The sequence below is a fragment of the Parafannyhessea umbonata genome (assembly GCF_012844235.1).
Lineage (GTDB): Bacteria > Actinomycetota > Coriobacteriia > Coriobacteriales > Atopobiaceae > Parafannyhessea.
On sequence record NZ_JABAGR010000003.1, the window covers coordinates 136,660 to 158,406 of the forward strand.

Annotated in this window: 17 protein-coding genes and 1 riboswitch; of the genes, 7 read left to right on the top strand and 10 right to left on the bottom strand. The window is 67.7% G+C overall.

Going from position 1 to position 21,747, the window contains the following annotated elements; genetic code table 11:
* Positions 1-203: 203 nt before the first annotated feature.
* The 4 genes from HF885_RS04295 (at position 204) to HF885_RS04310 (ending at position 4,489) form a co-directional block, all read left to right on the top strand.
* A complete protein-coding gene (locus HF885_RS04295) occupies positions 204-2,336 on the top strand; it encodes a cation:proton antiporter (RefSeq protein WP_170103721.1) in 2,133 nt (710 codons plus the stop codon).
* Between the two features lie 11 nt (positions 2,337-2,347).
* Positions 2,348-2,863 (top strand): nitroreductase family protein, encoded by a 516-nt coding sequence (locus HF885_RS04300; protein WP_170103722.1) that lies wholly within the window; start codon positions 2,348-2,350, stop codon positions 2,861-2,863.
* 114 nt (positions 2,864-2,977) lie between these two features.
* Positions 2,978-3,736 carry a lysoplasmalogenase family protein gene (locus HF885_RS04305; RefSeq protein WP_170103723.1) on the top strand — a complete coding sequence of 253 codons (759 nt, stop codon included), beginning with the start codon at positions 2,978-2,980 and terminating at the stop codon, positions 3,734-3,736.
* 57 nt (positions 3,737-3,793) lie between these two features.
* The gene (locus HF885_RS04310) at positions 3,794-4,489 is read left to right on the top strand and encodes a 2-phosphosulfolactate phosphatase (protein ID WP_170103724.1); all 696 of its coding nucleotides are present in this window, start codon (positions 3,794-3,796) and stop codon (positions 4,487-4,489) included.
* Positions 4,490-5,405: 916 nt separating this feature from the next.
* Here the strand turns inward: HF885_RS04310 and HF885_RS04315 are convergent.
* From HF885_RS04315 to HF885_RS04355, 9 genes are all read right to left on the bottom strand, one after another.
* Positions 5,406-6,044, bottom strand: coding sequence for an SOS response-associated peptidase family protein (locus HF885_RS04315; RefSeq protein ID WP_170103725.1), 639 nt, complete (start codon positions 6,042-6,044; stop codon positions 5,406-5,408).
* Positions 6,045-6,051: 7 nt separating this feature from the next.
* Positions 6,052-6,906, bottom strand: coding sequence for a putative ABC transporter permease (locus HF885_RS04320; protein WP_170103726.1), 855 nt, complete (start codon positions 6,904-6,906; stop codon positions 6,052-6,054).
* Between the two features lie 8 nt (positions 6,907-6,914).
* Positions 6,915-7,514, bottom strand: a complete 600-nt coding sequence (locus HF885_RS04325) for an NUDIX hydrolase (RefSeq protein ID WP_328804325.1) — start codon at positions 7,512-7,514, stop codon at positions 6,915-6,917.
* A 114-nt stretch (positions 7,515-7,628) separates the two neighbouring features.
* On the bottom strand, positions 7,629-8,021 hold the full coding sequence (locus HF885_RS04330; protein ID WP_170103727.1) for a hypothetical protein: 393 nt from the start codon (positions 8,019-8,021) through the stop codon (positions 7,629-7,631).
* A 163-nt stretch (positions 8,022-8,184) separates the two neighbouring features.
* Positions 8,185-9,363 (bottom strand): phosphoribosylaminoimidazolecarboxamide formyltransferase, encoded by a 1,179-nt coding sequence (locus tag HF885_RS04335; protein ID WP_170103728.1) that lies wholly within the window; start codon positions 9,361-9,363, stop codon positions 8,185-8,187.
* Positions 9,364-9,446: 83 nt separating this feature from the next.
* A complete protein-coding gene (locus tag HF885_RS04340; RefSeq protein ID WP_170103729.1) occupies positions 9,447-10,097 on the bottom strand; it encodes an IMP cyclohydrolase in 651 nt (216 codons plus the stop codon).
* A gap of 74 nt (positions 10,098-10,171) precedes the next feature.
* A riboswitch (ZMP/ZTP riboswitch) is annotated at positions 10,172-10,256 on the bottom strand.
* Positions 10,257-10,810: 554 nt separating this feature from the next.
* Positions 10,811-11,617 carry an FxLYD domain-containing protein gene (locus tag HF885_RS04345; protein WP_170103730.1) on the bottom strand — a complete coding sequence of 269 codons (807 nt, stop codon included), beginning with the start codon at positions 11,615-11,617 and terminating at the stop codon, positions 10,811-10,813.
* Between the two features lie 261 nt (positions 11,618-11,878).
* A complete protein-coding gene (locus tag HF885_RS04350; RefSeq protein ID WP_170103731.1) occupies positions 11,879-14,485 on the bottom strand; it encodes a hypothetical protein in 2,607 nt (868 codons plus the stop codon).
* Between the two features lie 81 nt (positions 14,486-14,566).
* Entirely contained in the window at positions 14,567-16,690 is a 2,124-nt protein-coding gene (locus HF885_RS04355) for an efflux RND transporter permease subunit (protein ID WP_170103732.1), read from the bottom strand.
* A gap of 247 nt (positions 16,691-16,937) precedes the next feature.
* Between HF885_RS04355 and HF885_RS04360 the strand changes: the two genes are divergently transcribed.
* Positions 16,938-17,552, top strand: a complete 615-nt coding sequence (locus HF885_RS04360) for a TetR/AcrR family transcriptional regulator (RefSeq protein ID WP_170103733.1) — start codon at positions 16,938-16,940, stop codon at positions 17,550-17,552.
* 2 nt (positions 17,553-17,554) lie between these two features.
* Positions 17,555-19,945, top strand: a complete 2,391-nt coding sequence (locus HF885_RS04365; protein ID WP_170103734.1) for a glycoside hydrolase family 3 C-terminal domain-containing protein — start codon at positions 17,555-17,557, stop codon at positions 19,943-19,945.
* Positions 19,946-19,954: 9 nt separating this feature from the next.
* On the opposite strand, the gene HF885_RS04370 is transcribed toward HF885_RS04365, so the two are convergent.
* A complete protein-coding gene (locus HF885_RS04370; protein ID WP_170103735.1) occupies positions 19,955-20,602 on the bottom strand; it encodes an HAD family hydrolase in 648 nt (215 codons plus the stop codon).
* 203 nt (positions 20,603-20,805) lie between these two features.
* Here HF885_RS04370 and HF885_RS04375 point away from each other — a divergent pair, with 203 nt between their 5' ends.
* Positions 20,806-21,708, top strand: coding sequence for an alpha/beta hydrolase (locus HF885_RS04375; protein WP_170103736.1), 903 nt, complete (start codon positions 20,806-20,808; stop codon positions 21,706-21,708).
* Positions 21,709-21,747 lie beyond the last annotated feature (39 nt).

Below are 21,747 nucleotides of genomic sequence, written 5' to 3' on the forward strand. Positions count from 1 at the left end.
GCGGCGCCGGGCGGTTTGTTGTCGGTTGCAGTCTAGGGGTTCGTACCCAAAAGGGCGGCCTCGCATGGTGGTTTCACGTTCAATACACGTAACCACCTGCGCCGTGCGCGTGGGCGCCGGCCAGCCTCGTATATAGTTTCCTCAACGGCAGGGCGTCGGGCCGGCCTTCTTCCGGCATGCCGACAAAACGCGTGGGAGGTCCCTTGGAGCAGTTCGAGTTCATTTTGGTGGTGCTTGCGTGCGTGGGGCTGTCCTCGGTCCTGGACCACGTGGTGGAGAAGGTCTCGCTTCCCGTGCTGCAGGTGATCTTGGGCCTGGCCGCGTCCGTGCTGGTGCCCGGCGTGCGCGAGGCGCGGGTGGAGTCCGAGCTCTTCCTGGTGCTGTTCATAGCGCCGCTGCTGTTTAACGAGACCCGCGAGGTGGACCCGCGCCGCCTGTGGCAGAGCCGCGGCGACATACTGTCGCTCGCGGTGGGGCTGGTGGTGGCGAGCGTGCTTGCGGTGGGTTACGTGCTGCACTGGCTGGTGCCGAGCATCCCGCTTGCCGCGGCGTTCGCCCTGGGCGGGGCTCTGGGCCCCACGGACGCCGCCGCGGTGACGGCGCTGAAGTCCTCCGTGAACCTGAGCGACCGGCAGACGACGCTCCTCTCGGGCGAGTCGCTCATAAACGACGCGTCCGGCGTCGTCGCGTTCCAGTTTGCCGTCGCGGCCGCGGTGACCGGGTCCTTCTCGCTCGCGAGCGCCGCCGGGACGTTTCTGGTGCTGTTTGCGGGCGGCATCGCGGCGGGCGCGCTGCTTGGGGTGGCGCTCTCTGCCGTCATCAGGCTGCTGGAGGACCTTGGCCTGGAGGACGTGACGTCGCACGCGCTGTACGAGCTGCTGGCGCCGTTTCTGGTGTACCTGGTGGCGGAGGCGCTGCACGTGAGTGGGATACTGGCAGTGGTGGCCGCCGGCATCGTTATGGCTGCGTCGCGTCCGCGCTTTCACTCCACGTTCGAGGCGCGCAGGTCGCTGGTGTCCGGCTCGCTGTGGTCCGTCGTGTCGTTCCTTATAAACGGCACCGCCTTCGTGCTGCTGGGCATGCAGCTGCCGCACGTGGCGGCGCCGGGCCTTGCGGACGGGCTCGTTCCCGCGCAGGTGCTGGGCGTGATCGTGGCCGTCGCGGCCACGAGCATGCTGTGCCGGCTGCTGTGGGTGTACGCGCTTGAGGTTGCGCACCGCAGGCGCGGCGAAAGCCTGTGCGGCCGCAGCGGTTCTGCGCTGCACGACGCGCTGGTGACGACCGTCGCGGGCGCAAAGGGCGCCGTGACGCTCTCCATCGCGCTGACGCTGCCCGTGACCGTGGAGGGCGGTGCGCCGTTTGTGGGACGCGACCTTCTGGTGACGCTTGCGGCCGGCGTGATCCTCGTGACGCTTCTGGCCGCGGACGCCGCGCTGCCGCGCCTGGCCCCGCAGCCGGCGGACGACGGCTCGCTTGGGCGGGAGCGCAGGCGCGCCACCATGGCCGTGCTTGAGGGGACCGCGGCGGAGCTCGCGCGCATGCTGGAGGAGGAGCCGGACGCCGACCACGCGCCGGCCGTGCGCTTCGTGCTCGACCGCTACCAGATGCGCATGGCGACGGAGCGGCTGGAGGACGCGGACGTGGCGGACGCGAACCGCGCCGTGGAGCGCGAGGAGTTTCGCCGGCAGGCGCAGACGCTCAACCGGCTGCACGCGCGCCACGTGCGGACCCGCTCCGAGCAGGACTGGAAGGAACACGTGCGCTGGCTGCGCTTCGTGCGGCACCTTGTTGGCTACCAGGGGCGCATGGAGGGCGTGGTGCCGCGCGGGCACGCGCTGGGCGCGGCCGCGGCGACGCTCGTGCGGCGATCCGCGCGCGTGGCGCGTCCGGACGGGCGTCCGGACGACGAGGAGTTCGCGCGCGTGTTTGGCCAGGCCTGCATCTATGCGATCGAGCTGGAGTACGCGAGCCTGGACTACTTTGACGAGGTGATCGCCGAGGGCGACGCCGGGCGGGCAAAGGCGGCGCGCATCCGCAGGGACACGCACGAGCAGCTGCTGCGCTCGCTGTGGAGCTGGCTCAACTACGGTTGCGACGTGCCCGTGGACTCCGACGAGGCGTACGCGCTGCCGTACAATCTGCTTACGCACGAGTTTGCGCCGCGCTTTGGCGAGCACCTTGCGAAGGCCCGCGAGTACGCCCGCGACGTGGACGCGACGGCGCTGAGGATAGAGCTGGACGTGATAGCGCGCCTTCAGGCGGAGGGGCAGGTGTCCCGGCACGTGGCGGGCGAGCTGCGCGAGGACGTGTACCTGCTGCAGATGAGCGAGGAATAGGGGAGAAGGGCATGGCGTTTGCGGATCTGGCGCTTCGGCGCTGCAGCATAAGGAAGTACTCGGAGAGACCGGTAGAGCAGGGCAAGCTCGACCAGGTTCTGGAGGCGGCGCGCGTGGCGCCCACCGCGAAGAACCTGCAGCCGTGGCGCGTGCACGCGCTGCGGAGCCCGGAGGCGCTTGCCGCGTTTGACGAGCTGACGACCATGCGCTTTGGCGCGCCCGTGGTGCTGGTCTTCACCTACGACGTGGACGAGGACTGGAAGAACCCCCTGGAGGAGGGCATCCACTCTGGCCAGCAGGACGCGAGCATAGCGGCGACGTACGCCATGCTGCAGGCGACGGAGCTGGGACTGGGCACGTGCTGGTGCAACTACCTGCCAAACGCGCGCGTCGCCGCGATGCTGGGGCTGCCGAAGTCGGAGCGCGTGGTGCTGGCGCTTGACGTGGGCTATCCCGCGGCGGAGGCGCACCCGGCGCACCTGCACTGGAAGCGGAAGCCCCTGGAGGACCTGGCGGACTACCGATAGGGGGCAGCCGCGGCGCTGCTTTGGCGCGGCTGTGGCGCGGTCGTGGCGCCGAGCGGGCGCCGATGGCGGAGGCTGCTCTTCTCGCCGAGGTGACGGCCGTTTTTGGGGGATGACGTGACGATCTTGCTGGCTTTTGCCCTTGTCGCGGCCGGCGCCGTGCTTCAGGCGCTGTTTGTGCGGGCGGACCGTGCGGGCGCGTATGGGCGCGCCGCGGTGCTTAAGGGCTGTGCGGCGCTGGCGTTTGTGCTGGTGGGCGGCCTGGGACTGAGGGCCGAGCTCGCGCTCGCCAGCCGCGATGCGGCGCGCGTGGCCCCGGCCGCGTCCATGTGCCTGGGGCTTGCGCTGGGCGCGGTGGGCGACGTGCTGCATGCGCTGCGCTTTGTGCTGCCGTCGCGCAAGAGGCTGCTGTTCAACGTGGGCGCGGTGACGTTCTTGCTCGGCCACCTTGCGTACCTGGCGGCCGTGGTGCCGGCGTGCGGCTGCCGCACGTGGGGCGCGGCGGTCTCCGTGGCTCTTGCGTTTGCGGTGGACGCGGCCGTGCTGCCAAGGATCCGCGTGCAGAGCGCGGCGGAGCTTGCGGCGGGCGGCGCATACCTTGCGGTGACGTCCGCCGTGGTGGGCTTTGCCGCGGCGGGGGCGGTCGCCGGCGTCCCTGGTGGGGCGACGGCCGCGGTGGGCGCGGCTGCGTGGCCGGGTACCGCCGCATCATGGCTGGCGCTTGCCGTGGGGACGGCGGCGTTTCTCGCCTCCGACGTGATGCTGGCCGTGAACACGTTTGGCGCCCTGGACAGCCCTCGCCTGCGCGCGACGAGCCTGGTCACGTACTACGCGGGGCAGTCGCTCATCGCGCTGAGCCTGGTGCTTGCGGCGTAGCGCACCCGGCGCGGTTGCGCTACAGTACGCTGTGGCAATGGCATGGAGGTGGCTGCAATGGACGTGAGGGTTCTGGAGCTTGTGGACGGCGCGCGTAAGGCGCGGGGGCTCACGGTGGTGATCGACGTGTTCCGCGCGTTCACGCTGGAGTGCTACCTGTTTGCGCAAGGTGCTAAGAAGATTTATCCCATCGGGTCTGTGGAAGAGGCGCGCGCCCTGAAGGCGGCGCACCCCGACTGGCTGTGCTTTGGCGAGCGCGGCGGCTGGCAGGTGGAGGGATTCGACTTTGGCAACTCTCCGTCGCAGGTGGCGGGCGTGGACCTGGCGGGCAGGACGTGCATCCACACCACGAGCGCCGGCACGCAGGGCATCGTGAACGCGACGGGCGCGGACGAGATCGTGACGGGGAGCCTTGCGAACGCGCGTGCCGTCGCCACGTACATCGGGCGCCGCGACCCGCGCGAGGTCTCCATCGTGGCGATGGGGACGGCCGGCGTCACGAGCGCGGACGAGGACGTGCTGTGCGCACGCTACATAGAGGCGCTGCTGAAGGGGCAGGGCGACGGCTTCGACGTCGCGGCGAAGGCCGCGGCGCTGCGCGACGGCGCGGGCGCGAAGTTCTTCGACCCCGAGCAGCCCCAGTACCCCGCGGCGGACTTTCCGTACTGCGTGGACTGCGACCGCTTTGACTTTGTGATCCGCGTGGGCAAGGACGGCGACGGCTGGCTGGTGAACACGCGGCTTGACCTTTAGAGGCGGGCGCCGGCGTGCGGGTGCGGCGTCGGTGAGAGCGGCGCTGGTGCCGGCGCTGGTACTGCCGGCGTCGGTACACGTGAGCCCCGAGTTGACACGCCCGTACACGTCGCGGCCCAGTTTGCAGGGTCCGTGCAAGCTCGCGGCAGACGTGTACCGGGCGGGTACACATGGGCGCACTTTTGGCAAGAAGTTGCAAACTCGAGTCAGACGAGTACCATCGAAAGTTGAACCATGTCAGGAACTCTTAGATGTGTACCGAGCGGTTCGTTAAGACTTTGATCGCGCAGCTCATCTACCTTATGTTATGTGGGATTAGACTAATTCCACATGGTACACGTCTGACCCGAGTTTGCATTTTCCGGTACACATCAGCGGGTTCCTGCCATGGTTTGATTTCTTATGGCACACGTCGGCCGCGAGTTTGCGGGATCCCGTACGTTTCTGCCCCACGTGTACCGGCGGGGGACACCCTCGGCACACATGAGGCCCGAGTTTGCGGACTGTCCGTAAACTGGGGGCAGGTGTGTACCGCCAAGGTGCCCCCCGGTACTCGTCTGGCCCGAGTTTCGTGCGGGCGTGCAAACTCGGCGCAGGTGTGTACCGGCGCTGGGTGCCGCCCGTACTCATGAGGGCCGAGTTTACGCCAGCCCTGCAAACTCGCGGCCGATGTGTACCGGCGCGCCGCTTCCCCGTACTCGTGGGGCCCGAGTTTACGCCGCCCCTGCAAACTCGGCCCAGAAGTGTACCGGCGCCGGGCGCCCCGGCACATGTGGGAACCTATGCTGTTGGCCGTGTTCTCTGCCTCGCCATCCCGTGGGCGGGAAACCCTCGCGCGATTTCTTTGCGCGCAGCTTGGGAATGCTACCGGCCGCATCTCACTTGCTGGTCAATCGCTCCGACTCCCCGTCCGAAGCTATTCGCACGGCTCGCGATCGAGGCGGATTGCGCTGCGGTCGGCAAGGCTCGGCCAATCGCCGCCCAGCCAGACGCTCGACTCTCCGGGCCCCAGCACGAGTGGCATGCGGTTGTGCACGGACGCGACGCTTGCGTTTGGCTCCGTCGTGACCACGGAGAAGTGCTTGCCCTGCCGCACGCACGCGATGAGGAAGATGCGATGCCCGGCCAGCCGGAACGCCACCTGCGGGCGGCGGCTGCGCCTGTCCGGAACGTCGCCATCCGCGCTGGTACGCGGGGCGCCTGGTTGGGTCCACCACTCAAAGAACGCGCGAACGGGCACGATGCAGCGTCCGTGCTCGATGGGCTCCGCCCACATGCCACGTCCGTCCGTCGCCTGACGCAGCGCCGTCTCTATCCGGGTGTTGAACACCGTGCGTCCGCCTTGTGCGGGGGAGGGAAAGCCCCACGTCAGCTGTGCGGTGGAAAGAGACCCGTCGTCGCTGGGGACGAAGAGCGGAACCTGCGAGCCGGGGTACGCGTCCGGCACCACGACGGAGGGGTCGCGCCGCGGTACGTGCGCGCGGCCTGTGACCTGCATGTACTTGAGTCCCTCCTGCAGCTCGCGCAAAAGCAGCGGGGACATCCTGTGGCACATGGCGCGCCTACCTCCCGTCGTGGGTGGGCGCGTTGCCTGCGCCGTCCGCGTTGCCTGCGCCGTCCGCGTTGCCCGCGTGCCTGCGGGCGCGGCGCTCGCTCTCGACGCGCGCGACGGCACGGCGCAGGCGCGCGGCCCCCTCCTCGCGGCGCTCGTTGGTGTAGCTGCGGATGCTCTTGAGCGTGCGGCGCTGCACCAGCGACATTTCCTCCGCGGTGCGGTGCGCGGCCGCCTCCAGATCGGCGCCCAGCGGGCGGCGGCCAGAGGCAAGGTCGTCCACGGCCGTCTCCATCACGGCGTCGAAGTCCGCGCGGCTGCGCTCCACGCGCTGCGTCACGTCCGTGAGGGCAGAGAGCGTCAGCGCGAGGTCCGCGCTCATGAGGCCCACGGTGAGAAGGGCGAGGACCTCCCAGGCCGTAAGCGGCAGCGAGACCGAGGCGCCTCCCAGCAGCGGGCACACGAAGTAGTACAGCAGCGTGCCCACCGCGCCGAAGCAGAGCGCGAACGGCAGGCAGACGCGGCCGTTGAGGTTGAGCGGAACGTTGGAGTAGTCCCACCAGCGCGCGTGGAAGCACTTCTCCAGCACGTAGGAGGTGGTGTACTCCAGCACGGCGCTGCCGACGGTGGCACATAGGAACACCTGCCACCACGGCACGTTGGAGCTCGTCACGCCAGAGGAGCCAAGGGCCTGCGCCACGATGAGAAGTGCCGAAACGCCAAAGCCGTAGATGGGGCACACCGGCCCAAAGAGGAAGCCGCGGTTGTCCCAGCGCTTGGTGCGGATGGCGCAGTAGGTGCACTCGTACACCCAGCCCAGGACGCTGAACAGGCCAAACCATGCCACGTAGCTGCAGATGTCCATGCGGCCCCCTAGGAGCGGTCCTCGGGCGCGGCGGGTGCGGCGGGCGCGGACGGCGCGGCCGGCGGCGCGTCAAGCGGGGCGGGCGCGGGGGCGCCGTGGGCCTCGGCCGAAAGCGCCTGGCGCAGGCGCTCGTAGTGCAGGAAGACGCCCTGGCGCGCAAGCTCGTCCACCTCGGCGCGGGTGGCCAGGCGGCAACCTATGGCCTCGCGCTGCTGCAGGCGTACGTCCCCCTCGTCAAAGTCCAGGTGGAAGTGGTAGATGTCCACGATGTAGTTGTCGCCGCGCGTGAGGTCCACGTTGCGGTAGCGCCACACAGGCGCGAGCGGCTCCGCGGAAACGTCGAGGCCCGTCTCCTCGCGCACCTCGCGCACGATGGCCGCGGCCGATGCCTCGCCGGCCATCACGCCGCCGCCGGTGACCTCCCACCAGCCGGCCGCCCAGCGCTTGTCGCGCGCACGCTGCGTGATGAGGTAGCGACCGGACGCGTCCTCGATGATGGCGAGCACGTACAGCATGTACTCGCCCTCGTGCAGGAACGACCCCTTGCGCGCCATGGTGCGGCCGGTGGGCCTTCCGTCCTCGTCGTAGATGTCGATACGCTCTTCCACGCTCTTCTCGCCTTCGCCGTGCGTTGCCCGTGGCCGGCCACGCGGGCGGCCACGCCTGTCTGACCAGACATTCTACACTGCGCACGCGCGGCGCACGCGGGCATGCGGGTCGCGCTAGCTTTTGGACACGCGCACGTAACCCGTGGCCGGGCCTGCGTCCACCTTGCGGATCAGGCCCCGCCGGCTGAGGTCCGCAAGCGCACGCTCAATCGTACGAACCGAGACGTCCGGGCACTCGTTGCGGATGTCGTCCTTCGTGATCTTGCCGAGCCTCTTCTGAAACACCGCCCACACGCGGTCCGCCTTCGTGGCGCCGCGCGTGCCCGCGAGCGCAAGACGCTCGTCGAGCGTGCGATAGCATGCGACGATGCATCCCAAGAGGTACGTGACGATGGGCGCATAGTCGTTCGTACCGTCGCCCCATCCTACGGAGCTCCGCGCGAGGGCGTCATAGTAGCCGTCCTTCGTCTGCTCGATACGGCCCTCGAGCGAGACGTACGCTCCCACTCCACCATCTACGCCACATAAAAAATATCTACGCCAAATGATAGCAAAATGGCGTAGATAGGCTGCCCTGTGGCGGAGATAGGCTGCCGCACGGGCAGATGGGGGCTCTGTCCCAAAGCGCACGCGGGCGAGAAGGACGCGCCCTTCTCGCCCGCGGCGTTGCCTAGTGGTGGAACAGCCTCATGTGGGTGAAGCACATGGCCATGCCGTACTTGTCGGCCGTCTCGATCACGTTGTCGTCGCGGATGGAGCCGCCGGGCTCCGCGATGTAGCTGACGCCGGACTTGTGCGCGCGCTCCACGTTGTCGCCAAACGGGAAGAACGCGTCGGAGCCCAGGGTCACGCCGGTCTGCGTGGCGATCCAGGCGGCCTTCTCCTCGCGGGTCAGGACCTCCGGCTTCTTGGCAAACCACTTCTGCCACTCGCCCTCGGCCAGGACGTCGTCGTGCTCGTCGCTTATGTAGACGTCGATGGCGTTGTCGCGGTTGGCGCGACGGATGCCGTCCACAAACTGCAGGCCTAGCACCTTGGGGTGCTGGCGCAGGTACCAGGTGTCGGCCTTGTTGCCGGCAAGGCGCGTGCAGTGGACGCGGCTCTGCTGGCCGGCGCCCACGCCGATGGCCTGGCCGTCCTTCACGTAGCACACGGAGTTGGACTGCGTGTACTTAAGGGTGATGAGGCTCACGATCATGTCGATCTTCGCGTCCTCGGGGATGTCCCTGTTCTTGGTGACGACGTCCGTCAGCAGGTCCTTGTTGATGCGGAAGAAGTTGTGGCCCTGCTCGAAGGTGATGCCGAAGACGTCCTTCGTCTCGGTGGGGGCGCACTCGTAGGTGGGGTCGATCTGGACCACGTTGTAGGTGCCCTTCTTCTTCTGGGCAAGGATCTCGAGCGCCTCGGGGCTGTAGCCCGGCGCGATGATGCCGTCGGACACCTCGTGCTTGATGTAGCGCGCCGTGCGGGCGTCGCACGGCTCGGAAAGCGCCGCCCAGTCGCCGTACGAGCTCATGCGGTCCGCGCCGCGCGCGCGGATGTACGCGCACGCGATGGGCGAGAGCTCGCCCTCGTCGTCCACGAAGTAGATCTTCTTGTCGGTCTCGGAAAGCGGCTTGCCCACGGCGGCGCCGGCGGGGCTCACGTGCTTGAACGACGCGGCGGCCGGCATGCCGGTCTCGCGCGAGAGCTCGCGCACCAGCTGCCAAGAGTTGAGCGCGTCCAGGAAGTTGATGTAGCCGGGGCGGCCCTGCAGCACCTTGACGGGCAGGTCGGAGCCGTCCTTCATGAAGATGCGCGCGGGCTTCTGGTTGGGGTTCATACCGTACTTGAGCTGCAGCTCGTTCATGGTGTTCCTCTCGTTGTGGGGTTGTGCGCCGGCAGGCGCGGGCGTGTTAGGCCGGTCGCGGTGCGGGCCTTGCGTGCGGGGGGCTAGTCGCCTAGGTTCTTGTTGAACAGGCGGACGTCGCCGTCCACGTTGGTGTACAGGCTCACCTTGTTGTCCGCGTTCAGTGCGGCCCAGACCTCGTCCGGCTCTGGCATGGTCACCTCGACGGGCTCGCCGGCAAAGCTGGGCAACGGGTTGCCGTCGCCCTGGTACGTGCTGATGAAGTAGCCACGGCCCTCGTCGGCGCCCTCGTACGAGAAGAACTCGCGCACGCAGCGGCCGCCGTCTGCGCTGCCGTGGTCCTCCGCCTTCAGGATGGACAGCTCGAAGCTGCCGTCCGCGTTCACGATGCAGCTGATGCGCGGGGTGAAGTTGGGACCGTCCGGCTCGAACTTGCGCGCCATGCATCCGTCGCGGAAGCTGTTCTTCTCCACTATGGTGTCCGTCTGGTCACCGTTGGTGACCACCAGCGCGTCGCCCATGGTGCGTACGGGGTGGTAGATGATGAGGCTGGGGTCCTCGAGCTTCGAGGGGTCGTGCGCCTCGGTCATGATGCCGTCGTTCGTCTTGGTGAAGACGCGGTTGCGGCTGTTGGAGCTGCGCCCCATGATCCAGTAGTAGACGCGGCCCCTGCCCACGACGATGCCGCGGCCGGGGTAGGGGTTGTTGCGCAAAAGTTCGAGCAGGTCCTGCATGGTCTCCCTTTCTCTTGGCGCAATCCAAGGGAGCCAGCCCCAAAACGCACAAGGGCAAGGCACCCCTTTCGGAATGCGCTTGCCCAGACGGTCGGCGGTTTTGTCTCACGCTGCTTCCCCGTGGTAGCCCACGATTATCCGTCAGTAACAGCGCGTTCTTGCCCACTACTGTAGCACGGCGCCGCGCCGTGGTCCGCGAGCGTCGCCGCGGCGCGCCACGCCCTACGGTTTTCCCACGAGTCCTCCGGCGGGCGCGCCTTATGCAACGCGGGCGTCGGTTTTCAGGCGTCAGTTCTGTGTCACGACGGTCGAAAGCGGCAGGCGTTGCACCCTGACAGTGCGGAAGGCGGCTGTGGTGCGGGCGGTAGTGTTGGATGGAGCGCCTCACTATCTGACAAGAACGCAATCTGTCAGATAGTGAGGTGCCTGCATGGGGAAATGGGCGTCTTGGACCCCCCGACCCACTCACTTTCTGACAGAAGCATGACCTGTCAGATAGTGACAACCACTTTCTGACAGAAGTGCGATCTGTCAGAAAGTGAGACTTTAGGGAGCCTTTTCGCCGTATATCACCCGTTTAAGCCCATCACTATCTGACAGGAATGCGACCTGTCAGATAGTGATTCAACTAGTGATGCACCTACGCAGAAGGGCGGGCCACCGTTTGACACGATGGCCCGCCCTTGCAGCTGGAAAAACCTGAGTCGCCTTGCTTACTCGCTAGACGTATCGAAGTAGTCTACTGAGGCTTCGACTCGTGCGGGGGCGGCTGATGGGTAAGCCTCGAGCTTTACTGTCTCGCCAGCCTTCCAGGAATCGATGTTGGTGTAGGTCTCTTCCTGCTTTACGCCGTTCTGGTCGTACAGAGAGAGGACAATGGAAAGATCCTTGATGTTGTACTTCGTGGTGTTCTGCCCAGTCGCGGTGAGGGTGTAACTACCGTATCCGTCGTCGGTCGTGTTCCACTGAAGGGAGGAGACAAGAGCGTTCACAGCCTCCTTCTCGTCGTTCTGCGCCTGCGCGGCCTTGCCGTTGTCGACGAGCTCCTTCAGCTTGTCGGCGTACTGGTCGCTTACCTTGAGGTTGTACTTGTCAACAAACTTCTTGATGACGGCAGTCCTTTTGTCATAGGTCTCGCTCCATTTGGTAAAGAAGTCAGTACCGGTTATCGGGTACTTCTCGACGACCTCGCGGGAATCCTCGAGCAGCTTGATGTAGTCGATCACGTCCTTCTGCATGTCGGAGTTCTTGAACTTGCTGTTGCGCAGGGGCTTGTCCTTCTTGAGCTCGGCGTCGATCCACTTCTTGTAGTCGGTCGCCGTCGCCTCCTTGCCAGATGCGTCCTGCTGGTCGGCCAGGCGCCATCTGGCCTCGAGCCCACTGGCGATGACCTGCATCGCGCTGTCGTCGGCGTAGTTGTTCGACGCGCTGGCGTCCTTGTTGCCAGAATTTCCGCCGCAGGCGCTGATTCCCACAAGGAGCAGGAGTGCGGCGCAGATTCCCAAGAGCCTCTTTCTCATGATTCTCCTCCATCATTCATACACAAATCCAATGATGAACAAGATAGCTGAAATGGGGGAGAGCGTGTCGTCTCGTCGCCCTTCGATGGGCTATTCCGCGGGATTGGCTCCGTGGGCGGTCGAAGGGCGTGCGCCTTGAACGGCAATTGCATTGGTAAAGACAGTCCGCACCACGGGGCTCCCTCGTGGCGCGGCCTTTGTACTGGTTCCTCTCAGCGGGCTGAAGGTGCGCCCGCGATTGCGCTGGCAGGCGAGTGCCGCTCACTCGCCCTTGCGCTTGCCTGCCGAGAAGAGCGCGCCCAGCCGGTCGACGAACGACCCGCTCTTTGTGGCGCTGTCGCCCTTGGAGCTCTTGGACTCGGACTTCGAGCCGCCCTTGGAGCCGCCGCTCTTCTCGCTCGTGGACTTCGCCTCCTTCACGCCGTCCACCACGTAGACAAACTGCACCTCGCTCACGTTGGTGTTCGACGGGTCCACGAACGAGTGCAGCTGGTAGTCCTGGCCGAGCTTCTGCCTGATGGTTTCCTTGAGCTTGTCGATGACCTTCTGGTCGATGCCGTCGGTGGAGGACCTCAGTGTGTCGAGGCCGTCAGCGAGTGTGGCCGAGCCGCTCTGCGCCTGCGACGTTCCGCTTGCAAGTGTCTTCAGGCCGCCGTCGAGCGTGTGCGCGCCGGACGCGAGCTGGCCGGCACCGCTGTTGAGCCTCGTGGCGCCGGAGTCCAGCGTGTCGAGGCCGCCCTTGAGCCGCGACGCCCCGCCCGCGACCTGGCTTGCGCCGGATGCGGCCGCCGCGGCGCCGCCATCAAGCTGGCTGGCGCCGCTTGCGATGCCGGAAACCGCGCCGCCGATCGTGGTGGTGCCGCTCGTGGCCTTGAGCGAGCCCACGAGCGCGCTCACGCCGGACGATACCTGCGCCGCGCCGTCGGACAGCTGCTTGAGCTGCCCCAGGTCGATGGCTCCCAGCTGCTGCTGCGTCTTGCCCACAAGCTCCTGCGAGCCGTCGAGAGCCTTCTGCGAGCTGGCCAGCACGGCCGCGGACTCGCCGGTGACGTCCTTGATGCCGCCTTGCATCTGCGAGAGCGTGCCCTTGAGCGCCTCGGCGTCCTTCTGGAGCTTTGCGCCCGCCGCCTGCATGCCTTGCAGAGAAGTGCCAAGGCCCTTGATCGTGGTAAGCGCGCTGCCGGAATCGTCCGCAGCCTTGCCGGCGTACGTCGATGCTGTGGCGGCGTAGCCCGATGCCGTGGTCGCGCCCTTCTCGGCGGCCTTTGCCTGATCGTCTGCGGCCTGGACCTTCGCGCGCTGGTCGGGGGTGAGCGAGGCGTCCGCCAGGAGCGCGTCCAGCTGCTGGCTTGCGGAGCCCGCGCTTGCCGCGGCCGCGTCCGCGGACTGCTTTGCGCCGTCCGCCGCCTGCTTGGAGCCCGTGGCCTCTGCCTGCGCGGTGCCGGCGGACGTGCCCGCCTGCTGCAGAGCGGTCGTGAGGCCGCCCGTGCCCTGCTCGATGGTCGTGAGGTCGCTCTTTACGGCCTCCGCCTGGCCGATGGCGGCCTGCGCCGCGGTGGACATGGAGCCCGCCTGAGACTTTATGGTCGCGAGCTTTTGCTGGATGCCGTCGAGCGTGGCGCGCGTCTGGCTGAGGCCCTGGTTGACGGTGAGGAGCTGCTGGGGCAGGGTGGCGGAAAGCGCCTGGTAGAGCTGCTGCGTGCCGCCGGAGACCTGCCGTGCGCCGGAGTCGAGTCTGTCGAACGTGCCGCCCTGGCTGCGCAGGGTGTTGCGCAGGGCGCCGGCGCCCTGGCTAAGCTGCCTTGCACCCGCGGCCAGCCTCGCGTTGCCGCTGCTGAGGCTTGCGCTGCCCGTGGCGAGCGCACCCGCGCCGGCGGCAAGCTTGCCGGTGCCCGCCTTTGCCGCTCTGGTGCCCGCAGCAAGCTGGTCGGCGCCCGTGGAGAGCGCGCCCGCGCCCGCGGCCGCCTGTCCGGCGCCGCTGGAGAGAAGCCCCAGGGCGTCACGCAGCCTTGCGCCGCCGGCGTCCAGCCGGCCAATGCCGTCCTGCAGCCTGGCCGTGGCGCTCGTGAGCCCGGACGTGTCGATCTTGCTGGTGTCGAGGTTCAGGTCAAGCGGCATCGCGGCGATCTGCCAGCCGCCGTACGTGAAGTCGTGCGCGTCGCCGGTGATGTGCCAGTCGCCGTTCTGTCCCGGGATGAGCACGTACGTCAGCACGGTGTTGCTGCCGCTGGTGGCGACGGTGGCGTTGGTCGCGCTGTCCAGCTTGAAGTTCTGGTTGGGGAACGTGCCCTGCGCCTGCAGCAGGAAGCTCTTGGCGAAGTCTGCCGTGGCGGAGTCGTCGTTAAGGCCGCTCACCTTGAGCTCGATGTCGAGCCTGCCGTCCTTTCCGGCAAGCTCGCTGGGCTTCACGACCTTGCCATCCAGCCTGTACGTTATCTGCACCGTCCAGGGGAGCTTGGTGTCCTTGCTCAGGTTGCCCTGGTAGTAGAACGGCTCTCCCGCCACGGTCGTGAGGTCGACGGAGCCGTCCCTCTGCTCCAGCTTCTTGGAAGAGGTGAGGTTCGTGACCTTCTGGTACGTGCCGGGGTCCTTTATGTCCACCTTGTCCGGCGTCTCGAACGCGTTCACCACGTATGAGCCGCTGGATGCGCCCGTGGCGTCGGTCTTCGTGTACACCACCTCGCGCTTTGCCGTAGAGGCGGTGCTGGCACCGTGCGCCACGCTCTTCTCGCCCGTGGCGCCGGATTCGGCCGCGATGGCCTGCGTGGCGCCAAACGGGATGGTCATGCTGAAGCTGAGGACCGCGCCGATGGCGCCTGCCGCGACCCTCTTTGCGAGGGGGATGGTTGATGCGTTCGTCTTGCTCATGTCTGTCACTCCGTTCGTGAGAATGTGCGTTGGATGCGCGCCCGGCCGTTACGCCGTGCGGCGTTGGTACCGCTGCGGCCGCTAGGCGGTCTGTCCCTGCCCACCGTCCGCGGGCTGCGCCGCGGGCTGCGGGCCGCCGCGATAGAAGCCGATCTTGTAGCTGGTGACGCGCACGAGGCCGTCAAGCAGCGTGAAGAGCAGCGGCAGCACGAAGAAGATCAGGATGACGCTGATGAGGGCGCCACGTGCGATGAGCATGCCCACCTGCTGGATCATGGGGCTGGACACGCTGAGGTAGATGCCGAGGCACGCCAGGATCAGGATGGAGCTCGACGTCATGATGGGCTGCGCGGTCTTCTCGATGGACTGGATGGACGCGTCCGCCTTGGGCATGCGCCTGCGGCGCGCCAGGTACTCCTCCGTGAAGATGATGGCGTAGTCCACGGCGGCGCCCAGCTGCACGGCGTCTATCACGAGGAACGCGACGAAGTTGATGGTCTGTCCCATGAGGTAGGGGACGGCCTCGTTCATCCAGATGGAGACCTCGATCGCCAGGATGAGGATGACGGGGATCGAGACGGACCTGAACATCACGAGCAGCACGGCGCCGATGGCCAGGATCGAGGCGAGCTTCACCGTGGTGGAGTCCACGGACGTGACCGCCTTGATGTCCGCGTAGCTCACGGCGTTGCCCACGAGGCGGTACTTGTTGCCGTAGCGCGCCCTGCACAGGCCGCGCACCCTCTTCACCAGGTCGAACGCCTGCTTGGACTCGTCCGGTATGCGCGACGTCAGCACGATGCGGCTGTAGCCGCCGCTGAAGAGCTGCTTAATCTGGCTCTTGTCTGCCAGCTGGCGGGGCAGGGCCGAGCTTGCGATGGTGGAGTACGACAGCACGCTCTTGGTGGTGGGGAGCTTCTGCAGGTCCTCCACCAGGTCGTTCTCGTCTCCCCAGTGCTCCGCCGGCACCATGATGGCCCAGGTCTGCGACTTGCCAAACGCCTTGTCGATCACGTCGCCGTCCAGCTTGACCTGCGAGGTGGGCGACATGTTCGCCGCGGACCCGTACGTGAAGCTCACGGATTGCGACGCCAAGAGCGCCGGCACGGCCAGCACCGCCGCGATCACGAGCGCGGGCACGGCCCCGGCGTGACACACCTTCGCCATGCGGTGGAACCCGCGGAAGAACGGCTTGTGCATGGTCTTTTCCACGAGCCCGCGCATGTTGTACAGGATGCACGGCATAAGGAGCGTGATGGAGAAGAACGAGCATACGATGCCCTTGGCCAGTGCTATACCCATGTCCGCGCCGATCAGGAACTGCATGGCGCCGAGAGAGAGGAAGCCGAAGAACGTGACGGCCGCGGAGCTGAGGATGACGGGGAACGACTTCGTCATGGCAGCCACCATGGCCTCGAACTGGTCGTCGGTCTCCTGCTGCGCGCGGCCGAAGTTCGTGAGCAGCACGATGGAGTAGTCCATGGAGACCGCGAGCTGCAGCACGCTTGCCACGAGCTGCGTGATGGAGGATATGGTGCCGCGGAAGATGTTCGTGCCCATGTTGAGCACGATCGCGACGCCAATGGTGAGCAGCATCACGATGGGGTGCAGGTAGCTGGTGGTGTTGAGCGCGACCACCACGAGCACCACCACGACGGCGATCGTCATGATCTTGCCCATGTCCGTGTTGATGGTGGCCATGTTGGCCGCGTCGTCCGCGGCGGACCCGTCGATCGCGACCTTCCTCGCGCCGGGCACCGCCTTCGCGAGCGCGCGGATGTGGTCTATCTGGCTCTGCTTCACGCCGGACTTCAGCACGGCCTGGAACAGGTAGCCCTTGCCGTCGTACCAGTCGGCTATCGTGTCCGCGTCCTGGGTCTCGAGCGGCTGGTCCACGTCCACCTCATCGCCGAGCCACGTGACCGAGATGACGCCCTTCTCGCCCTTCAGGCGCTTGTCGAGCGCCTTGGCGTCTGGCAGGCTGATCCCCGTGACGTAGACGCGCGCGTTTGCGATGTCGTTGCCGTAGATGCGCTTCATGGCGTCCAGGTCCTGCGACGACTTTGCCGTGGGCGGCAGGTAGTCGCTCATGTTCGCATCTATCTTTACCTGCGGGACCAGGCATGCGCAGATGGCGGCCAGCACCACGAACACGCCGATGACCACCCTGCGGTGCCTGAGGACCCCGCGAAACAGCCTCTCCATCCTCCCAGGCGCTCCTTTCGATCGCGTTCGCCGGCACGTCGCGCCGCTCCGGTCGAACATCCGTCCTAAGACGCTCACATGTGGTAGAACATACACATGTTGAAAAATACCCAAGCACTAGGCACGCACACGGCAGACGGGCTTTTTGGACAGCATTTCGAATCATGTTTAAAACCCGACAGAGCGCCGCACAGGTGTGCGAGAGGAACGTGGCGCCGTCCTGGCGTCGAGGCACGTGGGAGGTAGCGTGGAAGCCATCAGAAACCGCAACGCGCAGAGGTCCGTCCGCCTTCTTGAGGAGGCCCTGACCCTGCTCATCGCCGAGAAGCCGTACGACAAGATCACCGTATCTGACATCACGCGCCGCGCAGACCTCAACCGCGGCACGTTCTACGCGCACTTCGACAGCGTGGACCAGCTGATGCGCCAGACGATGGACGACCTGACCGAGAAGGTCTCCGCCTCCATAGACCCGCTGGTCACGAACTCGTTCTTCCAGGACCCCATGCCGTTTCTGCGCCAGATAAGCGACTTTGTGTGCGACAACCTGGCCCTGACCCGCAAGCTCGTGGACAACGACCGCCTGGGGCCGTTCCTGGGCGCGCTCATGGACCGCATAGAGCGCCACCTGCACGACATCGCCCGCAGCGAGGACCCGGAAGGCGGCAACTTCCCGCTCGAGACGGTGGACTTCCTCTTGGGCGGCATCCGCAACGCCTACGCGTCGTGGCTGGAGGGCGCGTACGGGAACGAGGGGATAGAGGACCTCAACCAGAGCCTGTGCGCGTTCATCAAGGCGGTCGGCGTGGTGCTGGAGCGGCGCAGGCGCGAGCGCGCCGGCGGCGAGGGCGGGGAGGACTAGCGATGGATGCGAGGTACGCGGACGCGGCCGAGAAGATCGTGGCCAAGCTTGACCGCGACCGCCTGCTTGACCTGGGCGTCGGCGCGGACTTCTGGCACACGAGGGCGTATCCCGAGGCGGGCGTACCGGCGCTTGCCGTGAGCGACGGGCCGTCGGGGCTGCGCCACCAGGGGCCTGGCGCGCGGGACATGACGGACTCCGAGCCCGCCACGTGCTTCCCGGCGCTGGCGACGGCCGCGGCCACGTGGGACCCGGAGCTCGTGGAGCGGATGGGCGCCGCCATCGGGAGCGAGGCCCGCGCGCAGGGCGTGGGCGTGGTGCTGGGGCCGGGGCTCAACATCAAGAGGAGCCCGCTCTGTGGCCGAAACTTCGAGTACTTCTCGGAGGACCCCCTGCTTGCGGGCACCCTCGCCACGAGCCACGTGCGCGGCGTGCAGTCCACGGGGGTCGGCTCGTGCATCAAGCACTTTGCCGTGAACTCGCAGGAGTACAGGCGCTTTGGCAACGACAGCGTGGTGGACGAGCGCACCCTGCGCGAGATATACCTGCGCGCCTTCGAGATGGTGGTGCGCGACGCCAGGCCGCAGATAGTGATGAGCGCCTACGTGATGCTGAAAGGCGTCTATTGCAGCGACAACCGCCACCTCCTGCGCGATATCCTGCGCGACGAGTGGGGCTTCGACGGCGTGGTGGTGACGGACTGGGGCGGCATGCACGACCGCGCGGCCGCGTACGAGGCCGGCTGCGACCTGGCCATGCCGGGTGGCGGCACGCACCTGCAGAGGCAGGCGGCGACGGCGCTGGACTTGGGCACGCTGCGCGAGGGGCGCGTGCGCGAGAGCGCCCGCAGGCTCGTGGCCCTTGCGATGGCGCATGCCGGCGGAGCCAAGCCCGCCGCAACGGACGTCGCGGCAAACCGCGAGGTCGCGCGGCGCGTGGCCGCCGAGGGCCACGTGCTTCTGGCCAACGACGGCACGCTGCCGCTTGCGGCGGGCGCCCGCGTGGCGCTCATTGGCCAGATGGCGGAGCGGCCTCGCTACCAGGGAGGTGGCTCCAGCCACATCAACGCCCGGCGCGTCGCGACCATGCGCGGGCTGCGTCCCGGCTGGGCGTACGCCGCCGGCTACGACGCGCGCACCGGCAGGACCACGCGGGCGCGCGTGGAGGAGGCCGTGCGCGCGGCGCGCGAGGCGGACGTGGCCGTGGTGGTCGTGGGGCTTCCCGAGGCCATCGAGTCCGAGGGATACGACCGCGCGGACATGCACCTGCCCAAGGGCATGAACCGCCTGGTGGCCGCCGTGGCCCAGGCAAACCCGCGCACCGTGGTCGTGCTGCAGTGCGGAAGCCCCGTAGAGCTGCCATGGGAGAAGGACGTGGCCGCGGTGCTGTGCGCGGGCCTTGGCGGCGAGGCCGGCGCCGAGGCGACGGTCGACGTGCTGGAGGGCGCGGTCAACCCATCGGGAAAGCTGCCGGAGACCTGGCCGCTGCACGCCGATGACGCGCCGTGCGCGGGGTGCTGGGGCGAGCCGCACCGTCAGTCGCAGTACCGCGAGGGCGTCTTCGTGGGATACCGCTACTACCAGACGGCGGGCGTGCCGGTGGCGCACTGCTTTGGGCACGGGCTTTCCTACACCAGCTTCGCGTACGGTGCGCTCGCGGTGGATGCTGCAAGCCGCACGGCGAGCTTTGACGTCACGAACGTGGGTGGCGTCGCGGGCGCGGAGGTGGCCCAGGTGTACGTGGAGCCGCCCGCCGGCGGGCTTCCGCACCCGCGCGTGCAGCTTGCCGGCTTCGCGCGCGTGGAGCTTGCCCCCGGCCAGACGCGCCGCGTGAGCGTGGCGCTGGACGAGAAGAGCCTCTCCGTGTGGGACGACGGGTGGAAGCTTGTGGGTGGCACCTACCAGGTGCTCGTGGGCTCCTCGGTGGAGGACGTGCGCCTCCGCGGCGCGCTGGACGTTGCCGGCAAGGGCATCGCGGCGCCCGGGAAGTTCGCGGGCACCTGGTACCGCTCGCTGGAGGGAAGGCCAACGGAGGAGGACTCCCGCGCCCTTCTCGGCAGGCCCGTCCCCCCGGAGGTGCACCACGCCAGGGGGACGTACGACGAGACGGACTCGCTGCTAGAGATGGCGCAGACCTCCGCCGCGTGCCGCTTCGTGGCAAACCGAATCAAGGGCTCGGTGGAGCGGCAGTACGGCGACCCGATGGACCCGCAGTGCCGCATGTCGATTGCGTCGAGCGTGGGCTGCGCGCTGTTTGGCCTGGTGAACTGCTCTGGCGGTGCCTTGCCCGCAGGCGTTGCGCGGGCGCTCCTCAACCTTGCGAACGGCCGCGCGCCGTGGCGCCGTGGCGCCGGGGCTGACGGGGCGCCGGGGCTGACGGGGCGCCGGGGCTGACGCGCGGCGCTAGAGCTGCAGCAGCTCGAAGGACGAGAAGAGCTCGTCCGCGGCAGAGAGGTCCTGCGGGACGCTCGATCCCGTGTATCCCAGCGTGTGGACGCCCGCGGCCTGCGCGGACGCCACGCCGGAGGGGGAGTCCTCGAACGCGACGGCCTCGCGCGCCGCCGTCCCAAGCGCCTCGAGCGCACGGGCGTACGGCTCTGGGTCCGGCTTGTGGCGCGCGACGTCGTCGCCGCCCACGACGAGGTCCACCAGGTCAAGAAGGCCTATGCGCCGCAGCGCCGTCACGACGAGGCGGTGCTGCGTGGTCGAGACGACGGCCACGCGCGTGCCGCCCGTGCGCAGGCGGCCCATGAGCCCGCGGGCGCCGGGCGACGCCTCTAACGGCATCTCCTCGTAGATCACGTCGCTGGGACGTCGGTGCGCGAAGAACTCCTGCGCGCTCACGTCCATGCCGTGTGCCCGGAAGAGGGCCGGGATCGACTCCAGGCCGTCGGTCCCGGCGAGCGAGTTCTTCTCGCCCTGCGTGGGCGTGATGCCGAAGTGGGCGTAGGCCTCCTCGTCGAGCTCGATGCCAAAGCGCTCCGTGTCCGCGAGCGTGCCGTCAAAGTCGAAGAGCGCCGCCCGGATGCGCGACGGCCGTGGTGTTGCCATGGTGCCTCCCGTGGGTGTGGTGCCGATGTGGTGGCGTCCATTGTAGCGTGGCGACGAGTTTTGCTCGGGAGTGACAAGTCGTGATGCGTGCGCCCTATATTTTGACTTATGGATTAAGTCGAATTATAGATAGCTCATAATTTGAGTTGTGCCGTAAGTCGTGACATAAGGGGTAGCGGCGTCGCCGCGAGTGAGGAGGGGCAGTGCCCAGCGAGTACGCAGAGCTCATGAACGCGATATTCAGGGACAGGCCGTGGGACGCGTCCCCAGAGGCGCACGTGCACGACGGCGATGGCGACGCCCGCGCCAGGCGGCTGCCGCGCACGCCCAAGGGCGTGACGGTTGGGGAGGTCGACCTCAATGGGCTGGGAGGCGAGTGCCTGACGAAGCGGGGCAACGCGGGCTGGGTGCTCTACGTGCACGGCGGCGGGTACATGTCCGGGTCTGCGCGCGAGCGCCGCGAGGTGTGCCAGTACATCGCGGACGTGCACGGCCGCAACGTGATGAGCTGCAACTACCGCCTTGCCCCCGAGCACCTGTGGCCCGCGCAGATCGACGACACGCTGACGGCGTGGGAGGGCGTGCTCGCGCGGGGCATCGACCCCGCGGACGTGATCGTCGCCGGGGAGTCCGCGGGCGGCACCCTGGCCCTCTCGCTCGCGTTCGTGCTCAAGGGGCGCGGCATGGCGCAGCCGGGCGGCATCATGGCGCTGTCACCCTCCGTCACGCAGGCGGAGAGCCTCCCGTCGCACTCCGCAAACGTCGCCACGGACTACCTGCTGCGCGACGCGGTCGAGAAGGGCGCCCTCCGCATGGTGTACGGCGGACCCGCCTGCACGGAGGGGTTCCTGCGCGACCCGGTGGTGTCGCCGCTGTACGGCGACTTCTCTGGCCTGCCGCCGGTGTTTCTCTCCGCGTCTGACACGGAGTGCCTGGTGGACGACGCGCGCGTGCTCTACCAGCGGCTTCGCGAGGCGGGGCATCCCGCGGCGCTCGACATCCAGCACGGGTGCCCCCACGCCTTCCAGATGTTTCCCCGCATGCCCGAGGCGCGCGACGCCCTTGCCGCCGGCTTTGCGTTCTTCGCACGACAGGCGCGGGCGTAGCGTCTTCGGGCGCGCCGCGAGCAGAGCGCCTGCCGCAGG